We start from the raw sequence: 13636 nt of genomic DNA on the forward strand, positions 1-13636 counted from the left end.
CGCCAGTTGCTCTCAACTGGACGGGCGCCATGGTCGTACGCCTTACAGCTCGGTGGCGGAGCCACCGGCGGCAGCGATCTTCTCCTTGGCCGACGCACTGAACGCGTGCGCGGACACCTGGAGCGCCACACCGCCGAGATCCCCGGTACCGAGGACCTTGACCGGGTGACCCTTGCGGACCGCGCCGGACTCAACGAGCTCCAGCGGGCCGACCTGACCACCATTCGGGAACAGCTCAGCGAGTCGGTCCAGGTTGACAACCTGGAAGACCACCTTGAACTTGTTCTTGAAGCCCTTCATCTTCGGCAGGCGCATGTGGATAGGCATCTGCCCACCCTCGAACGCCGCCGAGATGTTCTTGCGGGCCTTGGAGCCCTTGGTACCGCGACCAGCGGTCTTGCCCTTGGAACCCTCACCGCGACCCACACGGGTCTTCGCGGTCTTGGAACCGGGCGCCGGGCGCAGGTGATGCACCTTGATCGTCATTACTCGACCTCCTCGACCTTCACGAGGTGGCTCACAGTGAAGATCATGCCGCGGATCTCGGGCCGGTCCTCCTTGACCACCACGTCGTTGATCCGCTTGAGACCGAGCGAACGCAGCGACTCACGCTGGTTGTGCTTGGTCCCGATACCGGACCGGAGCTGGGTGACCTTCAGGCGTGCCATCAGTTCGCCACCCCCGCACGCGACGCCAGCATGGCGGCCGGCGCGACGTCCTCCACCGGCAGACCACGACGCGCCGCGACCTGCTCGGGGGACTCAAGCCCCTTCAGGGCCGCCACGGTGGCGTGCACGATGTTGATCGGGTTCGACGAACCGAGGCTCTTGGAGAGCACGTCGTGGATCCCAGCGCACTCCAGCACGGCACGCACCGGTCCACCGGCGATGACACCCGTACCGGCCGAGGCCGGCTTGAGCAGCACCACACCAGCGGCGTCCTCACCCGTCACCGGGTGCGGGATCGACTGACCGATCCGCGGGACCTTGAAGAAGTGCTTCTTGGCCTCCTCGACACCCTTGGCGATGGCCGCGGGCACCTCCTTGGCCTTTCCGTAGCCCACGCCGACCGTGCCGTCGCCGTCGCCCACGATCACCAGGGCGGTGAAGCTGAAGCGACGACCACCCTTCACGACCTTGGCGACGCGGTTGATCGCGACGACCCGCTCAAGGTGCGGGGTCTTCTCGACGGGCGCGTTTCCGCGGCCGCCCTCACGGCGGTTGTCGCGGCGACCACCCTCGTTGCCACCGGACCCGCCGCCACGGCGCTGTTGACCTGGCATCAGCAGCCTTCCTTCTCTCTCGTGACGGGGTTGTTAGAACTCGAGCCCGGCTTCGCGGGCGGCGTCGGCAAGCGCGGCGACTCGCCCCGCGTACCGGTTGCCGCCGCGGTCGAAGACGACCTTGGAGACGCCGGCGGCCTTGGCCCGCTCGGCGAGCAGCGCGCCCACCTTGCCAGCCAGGGCGCTCTTGTCGCCCTCCGCACCGCGCAGCGAGGCGTCCAGGGTCGACGCCGACGCCAGGGTGTGACCCTTGGTGTCGTCGACGATCTGGGCGACCATGTGCCGCAGCGAGCGGGTGACGACCAGGCGCGGACGCTCGGCCGTACCGCTGACGTTCTTGCGGACGCGGAAGTGTCGACGCGCACGCCCAACGGCGCGCTTGGCGGCGACACCGCGGCGGCGCTTGAGCAGCGTGGCGCTCACTTCTTACCTGCCTTTCCAGCCTTGCGGCGGATGACCTCGCCCTGGTACTTGACGCCCTTGCCCTTGTAGGGCTCCGGCGGGCGGATCTTCCGGATGTTGGCGGCGACCTCACCGACCTGCTGCTTGTCGATGCCAGCCACGTGGAACAGAGTCGGCCGCTCCACCGTGAAGGTGATGCCCGCCGGGGCGGGGACGACCACCGGGTGCGAGAACCCGAGCGCGAACTCGAGGTCCGAACCCTTGGCGGTGACCCGGTAACCGGTGCCGGCGATCTCCAGGCTCTTGCGGTAGCCCTCGGTGACCCCGACGATCATGTTGGCAACCAGCGTACGGCTCAGGCCGTGGAGTTCCTTGGCCTTGCGCTCGTCGTTCGGCCGGTTGACGCTCAGCTGCCCATCCTCGGCCCGCTCGACCGTGATCGGCTCGGCGAGGGTGTGCTGGAGCTGACCCTTGGGGCCCTTGACCTTGATGGTCTGCCCGTCGATCGTGATGTCGACGCCGGCTGGTACCGGGATCGACTTACGTCCAATTCGCGACATTTCTACCTGTCTCCCGTTACCAGACGAAGGCGAGGACTTCCCCGCCAACACTCCGCTTGCGGGCCTGCCGGTCGGTCAGCAGCCCCTGGGACGTCGAAATGATCGCCACGCCCAGCCCACCGAGCACCCGCGGGAGCCCGTCCGACTTGGCGTACACCCGGAGACCGGGCTTGGACACGCGCTTGATGCCGGCCAGGCTCCGCTCGCGGTTCTGGCCATACTTCAGCTCGACGACCAGTCGCTTGCCGACGGCGCCCTCCTCGGGCTCCTCGACCGACCAGGTGGCGATGTAACCCTCGGCCTTCAAGACCTCGGCGATGTTCGCCTTGATCTTGGAGTAGGGCATCTTCACCTGATCGTGGTACGCCTGGTTGGCGTTACGCAGACGCGTGAGCATGTCTGCGATCGGGTCGGTCATCGTCATGGATTTCGTCAGCCTTTCTCGCCGGGGTTCCCGGGGCATCAGCCCCGGGCCTACGGCGAAGAGCAATACCTAATCGGTGCAGGAGTTCCCGGCCGACGGCCGGGACGCGGTCGCCCTTACCAGGAAGCCTTGGACACGCCCGGCAGCTCACCGCGGTGAGCCATCTCCCGGATGCAGACCCGGCAGAGCCCGAACTTGCGGTAGACCGCCTTCGGACGCCCGCACCGCTGGCAGCGGGTGTACGCGCGAACCGAGAACTTCGGCTTCGCGGCCGCCTTGATGATCAGCGCCTTCTTGGCCATCTCAGTTCTCCTTGAACGGGAAGCCCAGGAGCTTGAGCAGCGCCCGGCCCTCGTCGTCGGTCGTGGCGGTCGTGACCACCGTGATGTCCATGCCCCGCTGGCGATCGATCCGGTCCTGGTCGATCTCGTGGAACACCGACTGCTCGGTCAGACCGAACGTGTAGTTGCCGTGCCCGTCCAGCTTGCGCCCGTCCAGACCGCGGAAGTCGCGGATACGCGGCAGCGCGATGGAGAGCAGCCGGTCCATGAACTCCCACATCCGGTCGCCGCGAAGGGTGACCTTCGCGCCGATCGGCATGCCCTCGCGGAGCTTGAACTGCGCGATGGACTTGGTCGCCCGCCGCACCTGCGGCTTCTGGCCGGTGATCGTGGCGAGGTCGCGGACCGCGCCGTCGATCAGCTTGGCGTCGCGAGCAGCCTCGCCGACACCCATGTTGACGACGATCTTGACCAGCCGCGGCACCTGCATGGGGTTGCCGTAGCTGCGCTGCTCACGCAGCTGGGCCACGATCTCGTTGCGGTACCGCTCCTTGAGGCGCGGCAGGGTCTTTTCGGTAGCCGTGGTCATCACAGGTCCTTACCGGTGCTACGCGCGATGCGGACCTTCTGGCCGTTGTCGTCGATCCGGTAACCGACGCGGGTCGGCTTGCCGTCGGAGTCCAGGACCTGCACGTTCGAGACGTGGATCGGGGCCTCCTGAGTGACGATGCCGCCGGTCTTGGCGCCACGCTGGGTGGTGCTGATGCGGGTGTGCTTCTTGACCCGGTTCACGCCCTCGACCAGGACCTTGTCCTGCCGCGGGTAGGCCTGAATGACCTTGCCCTTGGCACCCTTGTCCTTGCCGGCGATGACGACGACCGTGTCGCCCTTCTTGACCTTCACGGTCACAACACCTCCGGCGCGAGGGAAATAATCTTCATGAACCGCTTGTCCCGCAGCTCCCGGCCCACCGGGCCGAAGATACGGGTTCCACGCGGGTCCCCGCCGTCCTTGATGATGACGGCGGCGTTCTCGTCGAAGCGGATGTACGAGCCGTCCGGACGCCGCCTCTCCTTGGCCGTGCGAACGACGACAGCCTTGACGACGTCGCCCTTCTTCACACCGGCACCCGGGATCGCGTCCTTGACGGTGGCCACGATGACGTCGCCGATACTCGCGTAGCGCCGACCCGAGCCACCGAGAACCCGGATGCACAGGATCTCCCGAGCACCCGTGTTGTCGGCGACGCGCAGTCGCGACTCCTGCTGAATCACGTCTATCTCCTATGTCTGCCGGTTCTCCGGCCGCCGTAGCGGCCGGAGCCTGGCGGAACCAACGCCCGACGCAACGCCGGGCGAGCTCGAGCCTTCGCTACTTGGCCTTTTCCAGGATCTCCACGATCCGCCAACGCTTGGTGGCGCTCAGCGGCCGGGTCTCCATGATGAGAACCCGGTCACCGGTGCCAGCGGCGTTCTGCTCGTCGTGCACCTTCAGCTTGCTCGTACGGCGCATGATCTTGCCGTACAGAGCGTGCCGAACCCGGTCCTCGACCTCGACCACGACGGTCTTGTCCATCTTGTCGCTGACCACCAGGCCCTCACGGACCTTGCGGCGGGACCGCGCGGTGGCGGTGGCGGTGTCTTCGGTCATGATGCAGTCACCTCAGTCGGCGCGGCCGAGAGCCCCAGCTCGCGCTCGCGCATGATCGTGTAGATCCGGGCGATCTCCCGACGGATGACCTGCAACCGCCGGTTGTTGTCCAGCTGCCCGGTTGCGGCCTGCACGCGGAGGTTGAACAGCTCCGCCTTGGCCTCCCGCAGCTTCGTGACCAGCTCCTCTTCGGAGAGCTCACGCAGCTCGGTCGCCTTAACGCCCGCTGCCATCAGGATTCACCCACTTCGCGCGTAACAATGCGGCACTTCATCGGGAGCTTGTGGATCGCGCGACGCATGGCCTCTCGCGCGGTCTGCTCGTTGGGGAAGGACATCTCGAAGAGAACCCGCCCCGGCTTGACGTTGGCAACCCACCACTCGGGCGAACCCTTACCGGAACCCATCCGGGTCTCGGCAGGCTTCTTGGTGAGGGCCTGGTCCGGGAAGATCGTGATCCAGACCTTGCCACCACGCTTGATGTGGCGAGTCATCGCGATACGTGCCGACTCGATCTGCCGGTTCGTCACGTACGCCGGCTCGAGAGCCTGGATCCCGAACTCGCCGAACACCACCCGGTTACCACCCTTGGACGCGCCACTGCGGTCCGGGTGGTGCGGCTTGCGGAAGCCCTTCGGGGGCTTGCGCGGCATCAGCATCTGTCAGCCCTCCTGCTGCGTTTCTGCCGGAGCAGCAGTGGCGGCGACAGCTGCGCTGTCGACCGGCTCGCCGCTCGGCGTCTCGGCCTGCTGCGCGATGGTGGTCGCAGCAGCCCGACCGGCCTCGGTGCCACCAGCCGTGGTGCCGGACGAACCCGACCGGCCACGGCGCGGACGCTCGGGACGGTCGCCGCGCTCACCACGACGCGGGCGGGACGGACCGGCCTCGGCCGGAGCTTCCCGGCCCGGGACGGCGTCGCCCTTGTAGATCCAGACCTTCACACCGATCCGACCGAACGTGGTACGGGCCTCGAAGAAGCCGTACTCGATGTTGGCCCGCAGCGTGTGCAGCGGAACCCGGCCCTCACGGTAGAACTCGGTCCGGCTCATCTCGGCGCCGCCGAGGCGACCCGAGACCTGAACCCGGATGCCCTTGCAGACCGGGTTCTTCATCGCCGACTGCATGGCCTTGCGCATCGCCCGACGGAAGCTGACCCGGCTGGACAGCTGCTCGGCCACGCCCTGCGCGACCAGCTGAGCGTCCGACTCGGGGTTCTTCACCTCGATGATGTTCAGCTGAACCTGCTTGCCGGTGAGCTTCTCAAGCTCGCCGCGGATCCGGTCGGCCTCCGCACCCTTACGGCCGATGACGATGCCCGGCCGGGCGGTGTGGATGTCGACCCGGACCCGGTCGCGGGTGCGCTCGATGTCGACCTTGGAAATCCCGGCACGCTCGAGGCCCTTGGACATCATGCGGCGGATCTTGACATCCTCGCCGATGTAGTCCTTGTAGAGCTTGTCCGCGAACCAGCGGGACTTCCAGTCGGTCGAGATGCCGAGCCGGAACCCAGTGGGGTGAACCTTCTGACCCATTACTCGGCGTCCTCCGTCTTGCTCTGCGCTTCGGCCGGTGCGGCCTCCGTGGCCGGGGCGGCCTTCTTAGCCGCGGCCTTCCTCGGTGCTGCCGGCGCGACCGCTTCGACCGCCACGGTGATGTGGCACGTGCGCTTGCGGATGCGGTAGGCCCGACCCTGGGCCCGCGGCTGGAACCGCTTCATCGTCGGGCCCTCGTCCACGAAGGCCTCACTGACGAGCAGCGCGTCGGGGTCCAGCCGCTCGTTGTTCTCCGCGTTGGCGATCGCGCTAGCGAGCACCTTGTACACCTGCTCGCTCGCAGCCTGCGGCGCGAACTGCAGCACCGTGAGCGCCTCCTTCGCGGGCAGGCCGCGGACGAGGTTGACCACCCGGCGCGCCTTCATCGGCGAGATGCGCACGTGCCGCGCAACCGCCCGCGCGCCCGGAAGCACCGGAGCGTCGCCCTTTCCTGGCATCGCTGTAACCCCTTGTTCCCTCTATCCGTATGCCTGGCGGCGTCAGCGCCGACGGCTCTTCCGGTCGTCCTTCTCGTGACCCTTGAACGTGCGGGTCAGCGCGAACTCGCCGAGCTTGTGCCCGACCATCGCCTCGGTCACGAACACCGGGACGTGCTTGCGTCCGTCGTGCACGGCGATCGTGTGCCCCAGCATCTCGGGGATGATCGTCGAGCGCCGCGACCAGGTCTTGATCACGTTCTTGGAGCCCTTGTCGTTCTGAACTTCCACCTTCTTGAGCAGGTGGTCGTCGACGAACGGGCCCTTCTTCAGGCTGCGAGGCATGTCTTATCTCCCTCAGCCGCGCTTACGCGTGGCGTAGCGACGGCGGACGATCAGCCGGTCACTCGGCTGGCCCTTACGGCGGGTGCGGCCCTCGGGCTTACCCTGCGGGTTGACCGGGTGGCGACCACCGGAGGTCTTACCCTCACCACCACCGTGCGGGTGGTCGACCGGGTTCATGGCGACACCACGGACGGTCGGGCGCTTGCCCTTCCACCGCATCCGGCCGGCCTTGCCCCAGTTGATGTTCGACTGATCGGCGTTGCCGATCTCGCCGACGCTGGCGCGGCAGCGCACGTCCACCCGCCGGATCTCGCCGGACGGCATACGCAGGGTCGCGTACGCGCCCTCGCGGCCGAGCAGCTGGATGCCGACGCCGGCGGAACGGGCCAGCTTGGCCCCGCCACCCGGACGCAGCTCCACGTTGTGGATCGTGGTACCGACCGGGATGTTGCGCAGCGGCAGGTTGTTACCCGGCTTGATGTCGGCGCCCGGACCGGACTCGACGCGGTCGCCCTGCTTCATGTCCTTCGGCGCGAGGATGTAGCGCTTCTCGCCGTCGGCGTAGTGCAGCAGCGCGATGCGCGCCGTGCGGTTCGGGTCGTACTCGATGTGAGCGACCTTCGCCGGCACGCCGTCCTTGTCGACCCGCTTGAAGTCGATCAGACGGTACTGACGCTTGTGACCGCCACCGTGGTGCCGCGTGGTGATCCGGCCGTGGGCGTTACGCCCGCCCTTCTTCGGCAACGGAGCCAGCAGCGACTTCTCCGGCGTGGACCGGGTGATCTCGGCGAAGTCAGCGACACTCGAGCCACGTCGGCCCGGCGTCGTCGGCTTGTACTTACGGATAGCCATTGTCTACACCCCTCAGCTGACCGGGCCGCCGAAGGCCTCGATACGGTCACCGTCAGCCAGCTTCACGATCGCCCGCTTGGTCGCCTTGCGCTGACCGAAGCCGGTCTTGGTGCGCTTGCGCTTACCCTGGCGGTTGAGCGTGTTGACCGTCAGGACGCGGACGTTGAAGATCTGCTGGATAGCGATCTTGATCTCGGTCTTGTTCGCGTCCGGGTGCACCAGGAAGGTGTACCAGTTCCGGTTCAGCTCGCTGTAGCTCTTCTCCGAGACGACCGGCGCCACGATGATGTCGCGCGGGTCGGCGATCGTGCTCACTTGCCACCCTCCTCGGTGGTCTCGGCGGGCACGCCCAGGAACTCGTCCAGGGCGTCCTTGGTGAAGACCACGTCGTCGGCCACGAGCACGTCGTACGTGTTCAGCTGGCCGGACTCGATCAGGTGCACGCGCGGCTCATTGCGCAGCGACACCCAGTTCAGCTCGTCGGTGCTGCTCAGCACGACCAGGACCCGACGGGCCTCGGTGAGCTTGGTCAGCGTGGCCAGGGCCGCCTTGGTCGACGGCTTCTCGCCCGAGACGAACGCCTCGACGACGTGCACCTGCCCGGCGCGGGCCCGGTCGGAGAGGGCTCCCCGCAGAGCGGCGGCCTTCATCTTCTTCGGGGTCCGCTGGCTGTAGTCGCGCGGCACGGGACCGTGCACGACGCCACCGCCGGCGAACTGCGGCGCGCGGATCGAGCCCTGCCGGGCGCGACCGGTGCCCTTCTGCTTGTACGGCTTCTTGCCGCCACCGGCGACCTCGCCGCGGGTCTTGGCCTTGTGCGTGCCCTGTCGGGCCGCCGCGAGCTGGGCCACCACGACCTGGTGCATCAGCGCGACGTTGGCCTGCACGTCGAAGATGTCCTCCGGCAGCTCCACGGAGCCGCTGGTGGTGCCTTCGACGGTGCGCACGTCAACGGTGGTCACTTGGCCGCACCGCCCTTCTTCACCTTGCTCTTGGCCGCGGTACGGACCAGAACGAGCGCGCCCTTCGGACCAGGAATGGCACCCCGGACGAGCAGCAGGTTGTTCTCGGTGTCGACCGCCTGGACGGTGAGGTTCTGCACGGTGTACCGAACGCCACCCATACGGCCGGCCATCCGGGTGCCCTTGAAGACACGCCCCGGAGTGGCGCAGGCGCCGATGGAGCCGGGCGAGCGGTGCTTGCGCTCGACGCCGTGCCCGGCGCCCAGGCCGTGGAAGCCGTGCCGCTTCATCGGGCCGGCGTAGCCCTTGCCCTTGGTCTTGCCGGTGACGTCGATGATGACGCCGGCCGGGAACTCCTCGACAGTGACTTCCTGCCCGAGCGAGTATTCCCCGGCGTCAGTGGTGCGCAGCTCGACGATGTGCCGGCGCGGCGCCACGTCCGCCTTGGCGTAGTGCCCGCTGACCGGCTTCTTGACCTTGCGCGGGTCGATGGTGCCGTACGCGAGCTGGACCGCGGAGTAACCGTCCTTCTCGGCGCTACGAACCTGGCTGATGACGCACGGGCCGGCCTCGACCACGGTCACGGGAACAACGCGGTTGTTCTCCCAGACCTGGGTCATGCCGAGCTTGGCGCCCAGGATCCCCTTGACTTGCCTGTCCATTTGTCCGGTCCCTACAGCTTGATCTCGATGTCGACGCCAGCCGGCAGGTCGAGGCGCATGAGCGAGTCGACCGTCTTCGGGGTCGGGTCGATGATGTCGATCAGCCGCTTGTGAGTGCGCATCTCGAAGTGCTCGCGCGAGTCCTTGTACTTGTGCGGCGAGCGGATAACGCAGAAACGGTTGATCTCCGTGGGCAGCGGCACCGGGCCCGCGACCTGCGCCCCGGTGCGCGTCACCGTCTCGACGATCTTCCGCGCCGAGGAGTCGACGACCTCGTGGTCATAGGCCTTGAGCCGGATGCGGATCTTCTGTCCCGCCATGGTGGCTTCTGTTCCTTCTCTCGATGCCGCTGTGTTGCGGGCGCCTGTACCGGCTGGTACAGGCCCACTTCGCCGACCCCCGCGGTCGGGCGTGTCGCGCCCTCGGGCCGAGCTCCGCCCCTACGTACCGGAGTGGTGCTGACCGCACTGGGGGTCAAGGCGCCGATCGCACTACCGCGACCTGAACGCCGTGCGAGGGTGGTTGGCGACTGGGCCGCCAACCACCCTACGCTCGACTGCCTCGCCACCCGGAGGTTCAGCGAAAGCCGAACACAGGCGACGAACTGTCGTTACGCAACCTGACTAGTATGCCGCACGACCGGCGGCGGGTCTAATCGGGGTTACCTAGTTCACTTGTTAATCTTGGTGACGAACCCGGCGCCGACGGTGCGGCCACCCTCGCGGATCGCGAACTTGAGGTTCTCCTCCATGGCGATGGGCTGGATCAGCTTCACCGACATGGACGTGTTGTCACCCGGCATGACCATCTCGGTGCCCTCGGGGAGGGTGACGACACCGGTGACGTCCGTGGTCCGGAAGTAGAACTGGGGACGGTAGTTCTGGAAGAACGGGGTGTGACGGCCACCCTCCTCCTTGGAGAGGATGTAGACCGTCGCCTCGAACTCCGTGTGCGGGGTGTTCGAGCCCGGCTTCACGACGACCATGCCGCGCTCGACCTCGTCGCGCTTGGTACCACGCAGCAGCAGGCCGACGTTCTCACCTGCGCGGGCGTCGTCCAGGGTCTTCCGGAACATCTCGATCGCGGTGACCTTGGTCTTGAAGCTCTTCTCCTTGATACCGACGAGCTCAACATCCTCGTTCGGCAGGAGAACGCCGCGCTCCACGCGACCGGTGACGACGGTGCCACGACCGGTGATCGTGAAGACGTCCTCAACGGGCATCAGGAACGGCTTGTCAACCTCGCGCTCCGGCTGCGGGATCGAGGTGTCGACAGCGGTCATCAGGTCCAGCAGCTTGCCGGTCCACTCGGGGTCACCCTCGAGGGCCTTCAGCGCCGAAACCCGAACGACCGGCAGGTCGTCACCCGGGTACTCCTGCGAGGAGAGCAGCTCACGGACCTCGAGCTCGACGAGCTCCAGGAGCTCCTCGTCATCGACCATGTCGCTCTTGTTGAGCGCCACGACGATGTACGGCACACCGACCTGACGGGCCAGCAGCACGTGCTCGCGGGTCTGCGGCATCGGGCCGTCGGTCGCCGCGACCACCAGGATCGCGCCGTCCATCTGCGCGGCACCGGTGATCATGTTCTTGATGTAGTCGGCGTGCCCAGGGCAGTCGACGTGCGCGTAGTGCCGCGACTCGGTCTGGTACTCGACGTGCGCGATCGAGATCGTGATACCGCGGGCCTTCTCCTCCGGCGCCTTGTCGATCTCGTCGAACGGCGTGTAGGGGTTCAGGTCCGGGTACTGGTCGTGCAGGACCTTGGTGATGGCCGCCGTCAGCGTCGTCTTACCGTGGTCGATGTGACCAATGGTGCCGATGTTGACGTGCGGCTTAGTCCGCTCGAACTTAGCCTTCGCCACTGGTGTCCTCCTGTGGACTTCTTGGTTCGTACGCCCGGCGCGCCGGTCGGCGCTTAGGACTCTGTCGACAGCCTTTCCGGCCCGAAGGCCGGAGAGCCTTTGTGGGTTCTGCGGCGATGAAGCCTACAGGCCCGGTCTCACGCGATCCGATCGTGGTGGCCGCGGGCGGGTGAACCCTCCCGCGACCAACCACGAATCACCTGCTCAGAGCGCTACTCGCCCGTTGCCTTGGCGATGATCTCCTTCGCGACGCTCTGCGGAACCTCGGCGTAGGAGTCGAACTGCATGCTGTAGCTAGCCCGGCCCTGGGTCTTCGACCGCAGGTCGCCGACGTAGCCGAACATCTCCGACAACGGCACCAGGGCCCGGACGATGCGGGCGCCGCTGCGCTCCTCCATCGCCTGGATGATGCCGCGGCGGGAGTTGAGGTCACCGATGACGTCACCCATGTTCTCCTCAGGAGTGGTGACTTCAACGGCCATCATCGGCTCGAGCAGTGCCGGATCGGCCTTGCGGGCCGCGTCCTTCATCACCATCGAGCCGGCGATCTTGAATGCCATTTCCGACGAGTCGACCTCGTGGTACTGGCCGTCCAGCAGGGTCAGCTTCACGCCGACCAGCGGGAAGCCCGCCAGGATGCCGTACTGCAGCGCGTCCTGCGCACCGGCGTCCACCGAGGGGATGAACTCCCGGGGGATGCGGCCGCCGCTGACGGCGTTGGCGAACTCGTAGGTCGGCGAGTCGTTGTCCAGCGGAAGCGGCTCGACGCTCACGATCACGCGGGCGTACTGGCCGGAACCACCGGTCTGCTTCTTGTGGGTGTACTCGACCTTGTCCACCTTGCGGCGGATGGTCTCGCGGTACGCCACCTGCGGCTTGCCGACGTTGGCCTCGACGTTGAACTCGCGGCGCATCCGGTCGACCAGGATGTCCAGGTGCAGCTCACCCATGCCGGAGATGACCGTCTGACCGGTCTCCTCGTCCAACTGGACGCGGAAGGTCGGGTCTTCCTCGGCCAGGCGCTGGATGGCCGTGCCCAGCTTCTCCTGGTCGGACTTGGTCTTCGGCTCGATCGCCACCGAGATGACCGGCTCCGGGAAGGTCATCGACTCCAGGATGACCGGGTTCGCCGGGTCGGAGAGAGTGTCGCCGGTGGTGGTCTGCTTGAGACCCTGCACGGCAATGATGTCGCCGGCCTGCGCCGACGGACGCTCTTCCCGCTTGTTGGCGTGCATCTGGTAGATCTTGCCGATGCGCTCCTTGCGGTCCTTGGTGGAGTTGACCACCTGGGAACCGGAATCGAGCGTGCCGGAGTAGACCCGCACGTAGGTGAGCTTGCCCAGGTGCTTGTCCGTCTGGATCTTGAAGGCCAGGCCGGAGAAGGGCTCCGAGTTGGACGGCTTACGCAGCAGCGGGGTCTCGCCGTCGGTGGCCGTACCCTCGATCGCCGGAACGTCCAACGGCGACGGCAGGAAGTCGACAACGGCGTCGAGCATGGGCTGAACGCCCTTGTTCTTGAACGCCGAGCCGCAGAGCACCGGGTTGGCCTTGCCGGCGATGGTGGCACGCCGGATAGCGGCCTTGATCTCCTCGACGGAGATCTCGTCGCCCTCCAGGTACTTCTCCATCACCGCGTCGTCGACGTCGGCGAGGGTCTCCATCAGCTTCTCGCGCCACTCGGCAGCGGAGTCGGCCAGCTCGGCCGGGATCTCCTCGACCGCGTAGTCCTCACCCTTCTGGGTCTCCCCACGCCAGGTGAGCGCGCGCATGCCGATCAGGTCGACGACACCGATGTGGTCACCCTCGAGCCCGATCGGGATCTGGAGCACCAGCGGGGTGGCGTTCAACCGGTCGATCATCATCTGCACGCAGCGGAAGAAGTCGGCGCCGGTCCGGTCGAGCTTGTTGACGAAGCACATACGCGGGACGTTGTACTTGTCGGCCTGCCGCCAGACGTTCTCCGTCTGCGGTTCCACGCCGGCGACACCGTCGTATACCGCTACCGCACCATCCAGGACCCGCAGCGACCGCTCGACCTCGACCGTGAAGTCGACGTGGCCGGGCGTGTCGATGATCTGGATCGTGTGGTCTTTCCACTCACACTTGGTAGCAGCGGAGGTGATGGTGATACCACGCTCCTGCTCCTGCTCCATCCAGTCCATGACGGCAGCGCCCTCGTGGACCTCACCGATCTTGTACGTGATGCCGGTGTAGAACAGGATTCGCTCGGTGGTCGTGGTCTTACCGGCATCGATGTGCGCCATGATGCCGATGTTGCGTACCTTGGCGAGCGCGTCTGCGGCGGCCACTTCAATCCCTACTTATCGTCGTCTCGACACAACTGGTGGCGGTTCCGGCGCCCGGAGGCGCCGGCAAACCGGTGG

At 66.8% G+C, this 13636-nt stretch carries 23 protein-coding genes; all 23 read right to left on the reverse strand.

Features of this window, described 5'->3' with window-relative positions:
- Nucleotides 1–42 precede the first annotated feature (42 nt).
- The 23 genes from rplO to fusA all read right to left on the reverse strand — a co-directional run bounded on the left by rplO (nucleotide 43) and on the right by fusA (nucleotide 13561).
- Nucleotides 43–486, reverse strand: coding sequence for a 50S ribosomal protein L15 (rplO, locus tag AB0B48_RS26925; RefSeq protein ID WP_088950230.1), 444 nt, complete (start codon nucleotides 484–486; stop codon nucleotides 43–45).
- Nucleotides 486–668, reverse strand: coding sequence for a 50S ribosomal protein L30 (gene rpmD, locus AB0B48_RS26930; protein WP_007465262.1), 183 nt, complete (start codon nucleotides 666–668; stop codon nucleotides 486–488). Before rpmD ends, rplO begins: the two co-directional genes overlap by 1 nt.
- Nucleotides 668–1282 carry a 30S ribosomal protein S5 gene (gene rpsE, locus AB0B48_RS26935; RefSeq protein ID WP_357206394.1) on the reverse strand — a complete coding sequence of 205 codons (615 nt, stop codon included), beginning with the start codon at nucleotides 1280–1282 and terminating at the stop codon, nucleotides 668–670. Before rpsE ends, rpmD begins: the two co-directional genes overlap by 1 nt.
- A 33-nt stretch (nucleotides 1283–1315) precedes the next feature.
- Nucleotides 1316–1705, reverse strand: a complete 390-nt coding sequence (rplR, locus tag AB0B48_RS26940; RefSeq protein WP_030329901.1) for a 50S ribosomal protein L18 — start codon at nucleotides 1703–1705, stop codon at nucleotides 1316–1318.
- On the reverse strand, nucleotides 1702–2244 hold the full coding sequence (gene rplF / locus AB0B48_RS26945; RefSeq protein WP_357206396.1) for a 50S ribosomal protein L6: 543 nt from the start codon (nucleotides 2242–2244) through the stop codon (nucleotides 1702–1704). The genes rplR and rplF overlap by 4 nt, the downstream gene beginning before the upstream one ends.
- Before the next feature lie 16 nt (nucleotides 2245–2260).
- Nucleotides 2261–2668 (reverse strand): 30S ribosomal protein S8, encoded by a 408-nt coding sequence (rpsH, locus tag AB0B48_RS26950; protein WP_007465270.1) that lies wholly within the window; start codon nucleotides 2666–2668, stop codon nucleotides 2261–2263.
- A gap of 116 nt (nucleotides 2669–2784) precedes the next feature.
- Nucleotides 2785–2970 (reverse strand): type Z 30S ribosomal protein S14, encoded by a 186-nt coding sequence (locus AB0B48_RS26955; protein ID WP_007465272.1) that lies wholly within the window; start codon nucleotides 2968–2970, stop codon nucleotides 2785–2787.
- A 1-nt stretch (nucleotide 2971) separates the two neighbouring features.
- Nucleotides 2972–3538, reverse strand: coding sequence for a 50S ribosomal protein L5 (gene rplE, locus AB0B48_RS26960; protein ID WP_091402385.1), 567 nt, complete (start codon nucleotides 3536–3538; stop codon nucleotides 2972–2974).
- Nucleotides 3538–3858 (reverse strand): 50S ribosomal protein L24, encoded by a 321-nt coding sequence (gene rplX, locus AB0B48_RS26965; protein WP_172899047.1) that lies wholly within the window; start codon nucleotides 3856–3858, stop codon nucleotides 3538–3540. The genes rplE and rplX overlap by 1 nt, the downstream gene beginning before the upstream one ends.
- On the reverse strand, nucleotides 3855–4223 hold the full coding sequence (rplN, locus tag AB0B48_RS26970) for a 50S ribosomal protein L14 (RefSeq protein WP_007465279.1): 369 nt from the start codon (nucleotides 4221–4223) through the stop codon (nucleotides 3855–3857). The genes rplX and rplN overlap by 4 nt, the downstream gene beginning before the upstream one ends.
- Nucleotides 4224–4320: 97 nt before the next feature.
- Nucleotides 4321–4599, reverse strand: coding sequence for a 30S ribosomal protein S17 (gene rpsQ, locus AB0B48_RS26975; RefSeq protein ID WP_112584814.1), 279 nt, complete (start codon nucleotides 4597–4599; stop codon nucleotides 4321–4323).
- Nucleotides 4596–4832 (reverse strand): 50S ribosomal protein L29, encoded by a 237-nt coding sequence (gene rpmC / locus AB0B48_RS26980; RefSeq protein WP_007465283.1) that lies wholly within the window; start codon nucleotides 4830–4832, stop codon nucleotides 4596–4598. Before rpmC ends, rpsQ begins: the two co-directional genes overlap by 4 nt.
- Nucleotides 4832–5257, reverse strand: coding sequence for a 50S ribosomal protein L16 (gene rplP, locus AB0B48_RS26985; protein WP_053653940.1), 426 nt, complete (start codon nucleotides 5255–5257; stop codon nucleotides 4832–4834). The genes rpmC and rplP overlap by 1 nt, the downstream gene beginning before the upstream one ends.
- Before the next feature lie 3 nt (nucleotides 5258–5260).
- Nucleotides 5261–6130, reverse strand: a complete 870-nt coding sequence (gene rpsC / locus AB0B48_RS26990; RefSeq protein WP_091402401.1) for a 30S ribosomal protein S3 — start codon at nucleotides 6128–6130, stop codon at nucleotides 5261–5263.
- Nucleotides 6130–6588 carry a 50S ribosomal protein L22 gene (gene rplV / locus AB0B48_RS26995; RefSeq protein WP_007465297.1) on the reverse strand — a complete coding sequence of 153 codons (459 nt, stop codon included), beginning with the start codon at nucleotides 6586–6588 and terminating at the stop codon, nucleotides 6130–6132. The genes rpsC and rplV overlap by 1 nt, the downstream gene beginning before the upstream one ends.
- A gap of 42 nt (nucleotides 6589–6630) precedes the next feature.
- Entirely contained in the window at nucleotides 6631–6912 is a 282-nt protein-coding gene (gene rpsS / locus AB0B48_RS27000; protein ID WP_007465299.1) for a 30S ribosomal protein S19, read from the reverse strand.
- Nucleotides 6913–6924: 12 nt separating this feature from the next.
- Entirely contained in the window at nucleotides 6925–7764 is an 840-nt protein-coding gene (rplB, locus tag AB0B48_RS27005; RefSeq protein WP_053653944.1) for a 50S ribosomal protein L2, read from the reverse strand.
- Between the two features lie 12 nt (nucleotides 7765–7776).
- Nucleotides 7777–8079, reverse strand: coding sequence for a 50S ribosomal protein L23 (rplW, locus tag AB0B48_RS27010; protein WP_007465304.1), 303 nt, complete (start codon nucleotides 8077–8079; stop codon nucleotides 7777–7779).
- Nucleotides 8076–8726, reverse strand: coding sequence for a 50S ribosomal protein L4 (gene rplD, locus AB0B48_RS27015; protein WP_030489587.1), 651 nt, complete (start codon nucleotides 8724–8726; stop codon nucleotides 8076–8078). Before rplD ends, rplW begins: the two co-directional genes overlap by 4 nt.
- The gene (gene rplC / locus AB0B48_RS27020) at nucleotides 8723–9388 is read right to left on the reverse strand and encodes a 50S ribosomal protein L3 (protein WP_357206399.1); all 666 of its coding nucleotides are present in this window, start codon (nucleotides 9386–9388) and stop codon (nucleotides 8723–8725) included. Before rplC ends, rplD begins: the two co-directional genes overlap by 4 nt.
- Nucleotides 9389–9399: 11 nt before the next feature.
- Entirely contained in the window at nucleotides 9400–9708 is a 309-nt protein-coding gene (gene rpsJ / locus AB0B48_RS27025; RefSeq protein ID WP_007073037.1) for a 30S ribosomal protein S10, read from the reverse strand.
- 350 nt (nucleotides 9709–10058) lie between these two features.
- Nucleotides 10059–11252: an elongation factor Tu gene (gene tuf, locus AB0B48_RS27030; RefSeq protein WP_030489585.1), complete on the reverse strand. Its 1194-nt coding sequence runs from the start codon at nucleotides 11250–11252 to the stop codon at nucleotides 10059–10061.
- Nucleotides 11253–11464: 212 nt separating this feature from the next.
- Complete coding sequence (fusA, locus tag AB0B48_RS27035; RefSeq protein ID WP_308193421.1) at nucleotides 11465–13561, reverse strand: elongation factor G; 2097 nt, start codon at nucleotides 13559–13561, stop codon at nucleotides 11465–11467.
- Nucleotides 13562–13636 lie beyond the last annotated feature (75 nt).

This window comes from Micromonospora sp. NPDC049089, assembly GCF_040648775.1.
Taxonomy (GTDB): domain Bacteria; phylum Actinomycetota; class Actinomycetes; order Mycobacteriales; family Micromonosporaceae; genus Micromonospora.

Bases quoted from the DNA above. Each gene is read 5' to 3' on its own strand.
- rpsS (WP_007465299.1), bottom strand. From the start codon at position 6,912: ATGCCTCGCAGCCTGAAGAAGGGCCCGTTCGTCGACGACCACCTGCTC.
- rplB (WP_053653944.1), bottom strand. From the start codon at position 7,764: ATGGCTATCCGTAAGTACAAGCCGACGACGCCGGGCCGACGTGGCTCG.
- rplF (WP_357206396.1), bottom strand. From the start codon at position 2,244: ATGTCGCGAATTGGACGTAAGTCGATCCCGGTACCAGCCGGCGTCGAC.
- rplC (WP_357206399.1), bottom strand. From the start codon at position 9,388: ATGGACAGGCAAGTCAAGGGGATCCTGGGCGCCAAGCTCGGCATGACC.
- rpmD (WP_007465262.1), bottom strand. From the start codon at position 668: ATGGCACGCCTGAAGGTCACCCAGCTCCGGTCCGGTATCGGGACCAAG.
- rplV (WP_007465297.1), bottom strand. From the start codon at position 6,588: ATGCCAGGAAAGGGCGACGCTCCGGTGCTTCCGGGCGCGCGGGCGGTT.
- rpsH (WP_007465270.1), bottom strand. From the start codon at position 2,668: ATGACGATGACCGACCCGATCGCAGACATGCTCACGCGTCTGCGTAAC.
- rplO (WP_088950230.1), bottom strand. From the start codon at position 486: ATGACGATCAAGGTGCATCACCTGCGCCCGGCGCCCGGTTCCAAGACC.
- rpmC (WP_007465283.1), bottom strand. From the start codon at position 4,832: ATGGCAGCGGGCGTTAAGGCGACCGAGCTGCGTGAGCTCTCCGAAGAG.
- rplP (WP_053653940.1), bottom strand. From the start codon at position 5,257: ATGCTGATGCCGCGCAAGCCCCCGAAGGGCTTCCGCAAGCCGCACCAC.
- rpsQ (WP_112584814.1), bottom strand. From the start codon at position 4,599: ATGACCGAAGACACCGCCACCGCCACCGCGCGGTCCCGCCGCAAGGTC.
- rplE (WP_091402385.1), bottom strand. From the start codon at position 3,538: ATGACCACGGCTACCGAAAAGACCCTGCCGCGCCTCAAGGAGCGGTAC.
- AB0B48_RS26955 (WP_007465272.1), bottom strand. From the start codon at position 2,970: ATGGCCAAGAAGGCGCTGATCATCAAGGCGGCCGCGAAGCCGAAGTTC.
- rpsJ (WP_007073037.1), bottom strand. From the start codon at position 9,708: ATGGCGGGACAGAAGATCCGCATCCGGCTCAAGGCCTATGACCACGAG.
- rpsE (WP_357206394.1), bottom strand. From the start codon at position 1,282: ATGCCAGGTCAACAGCGCCGTGGCGGCGGGTCCGGTGGCAACGAGGGT.
- rpsC (WP_091402401.1), bottom strand. From the start codon at position 6,130: ATGGGTCAGAAGGTTCACCCCACTGGGTTCCGGCTCGGCATCTCGACC.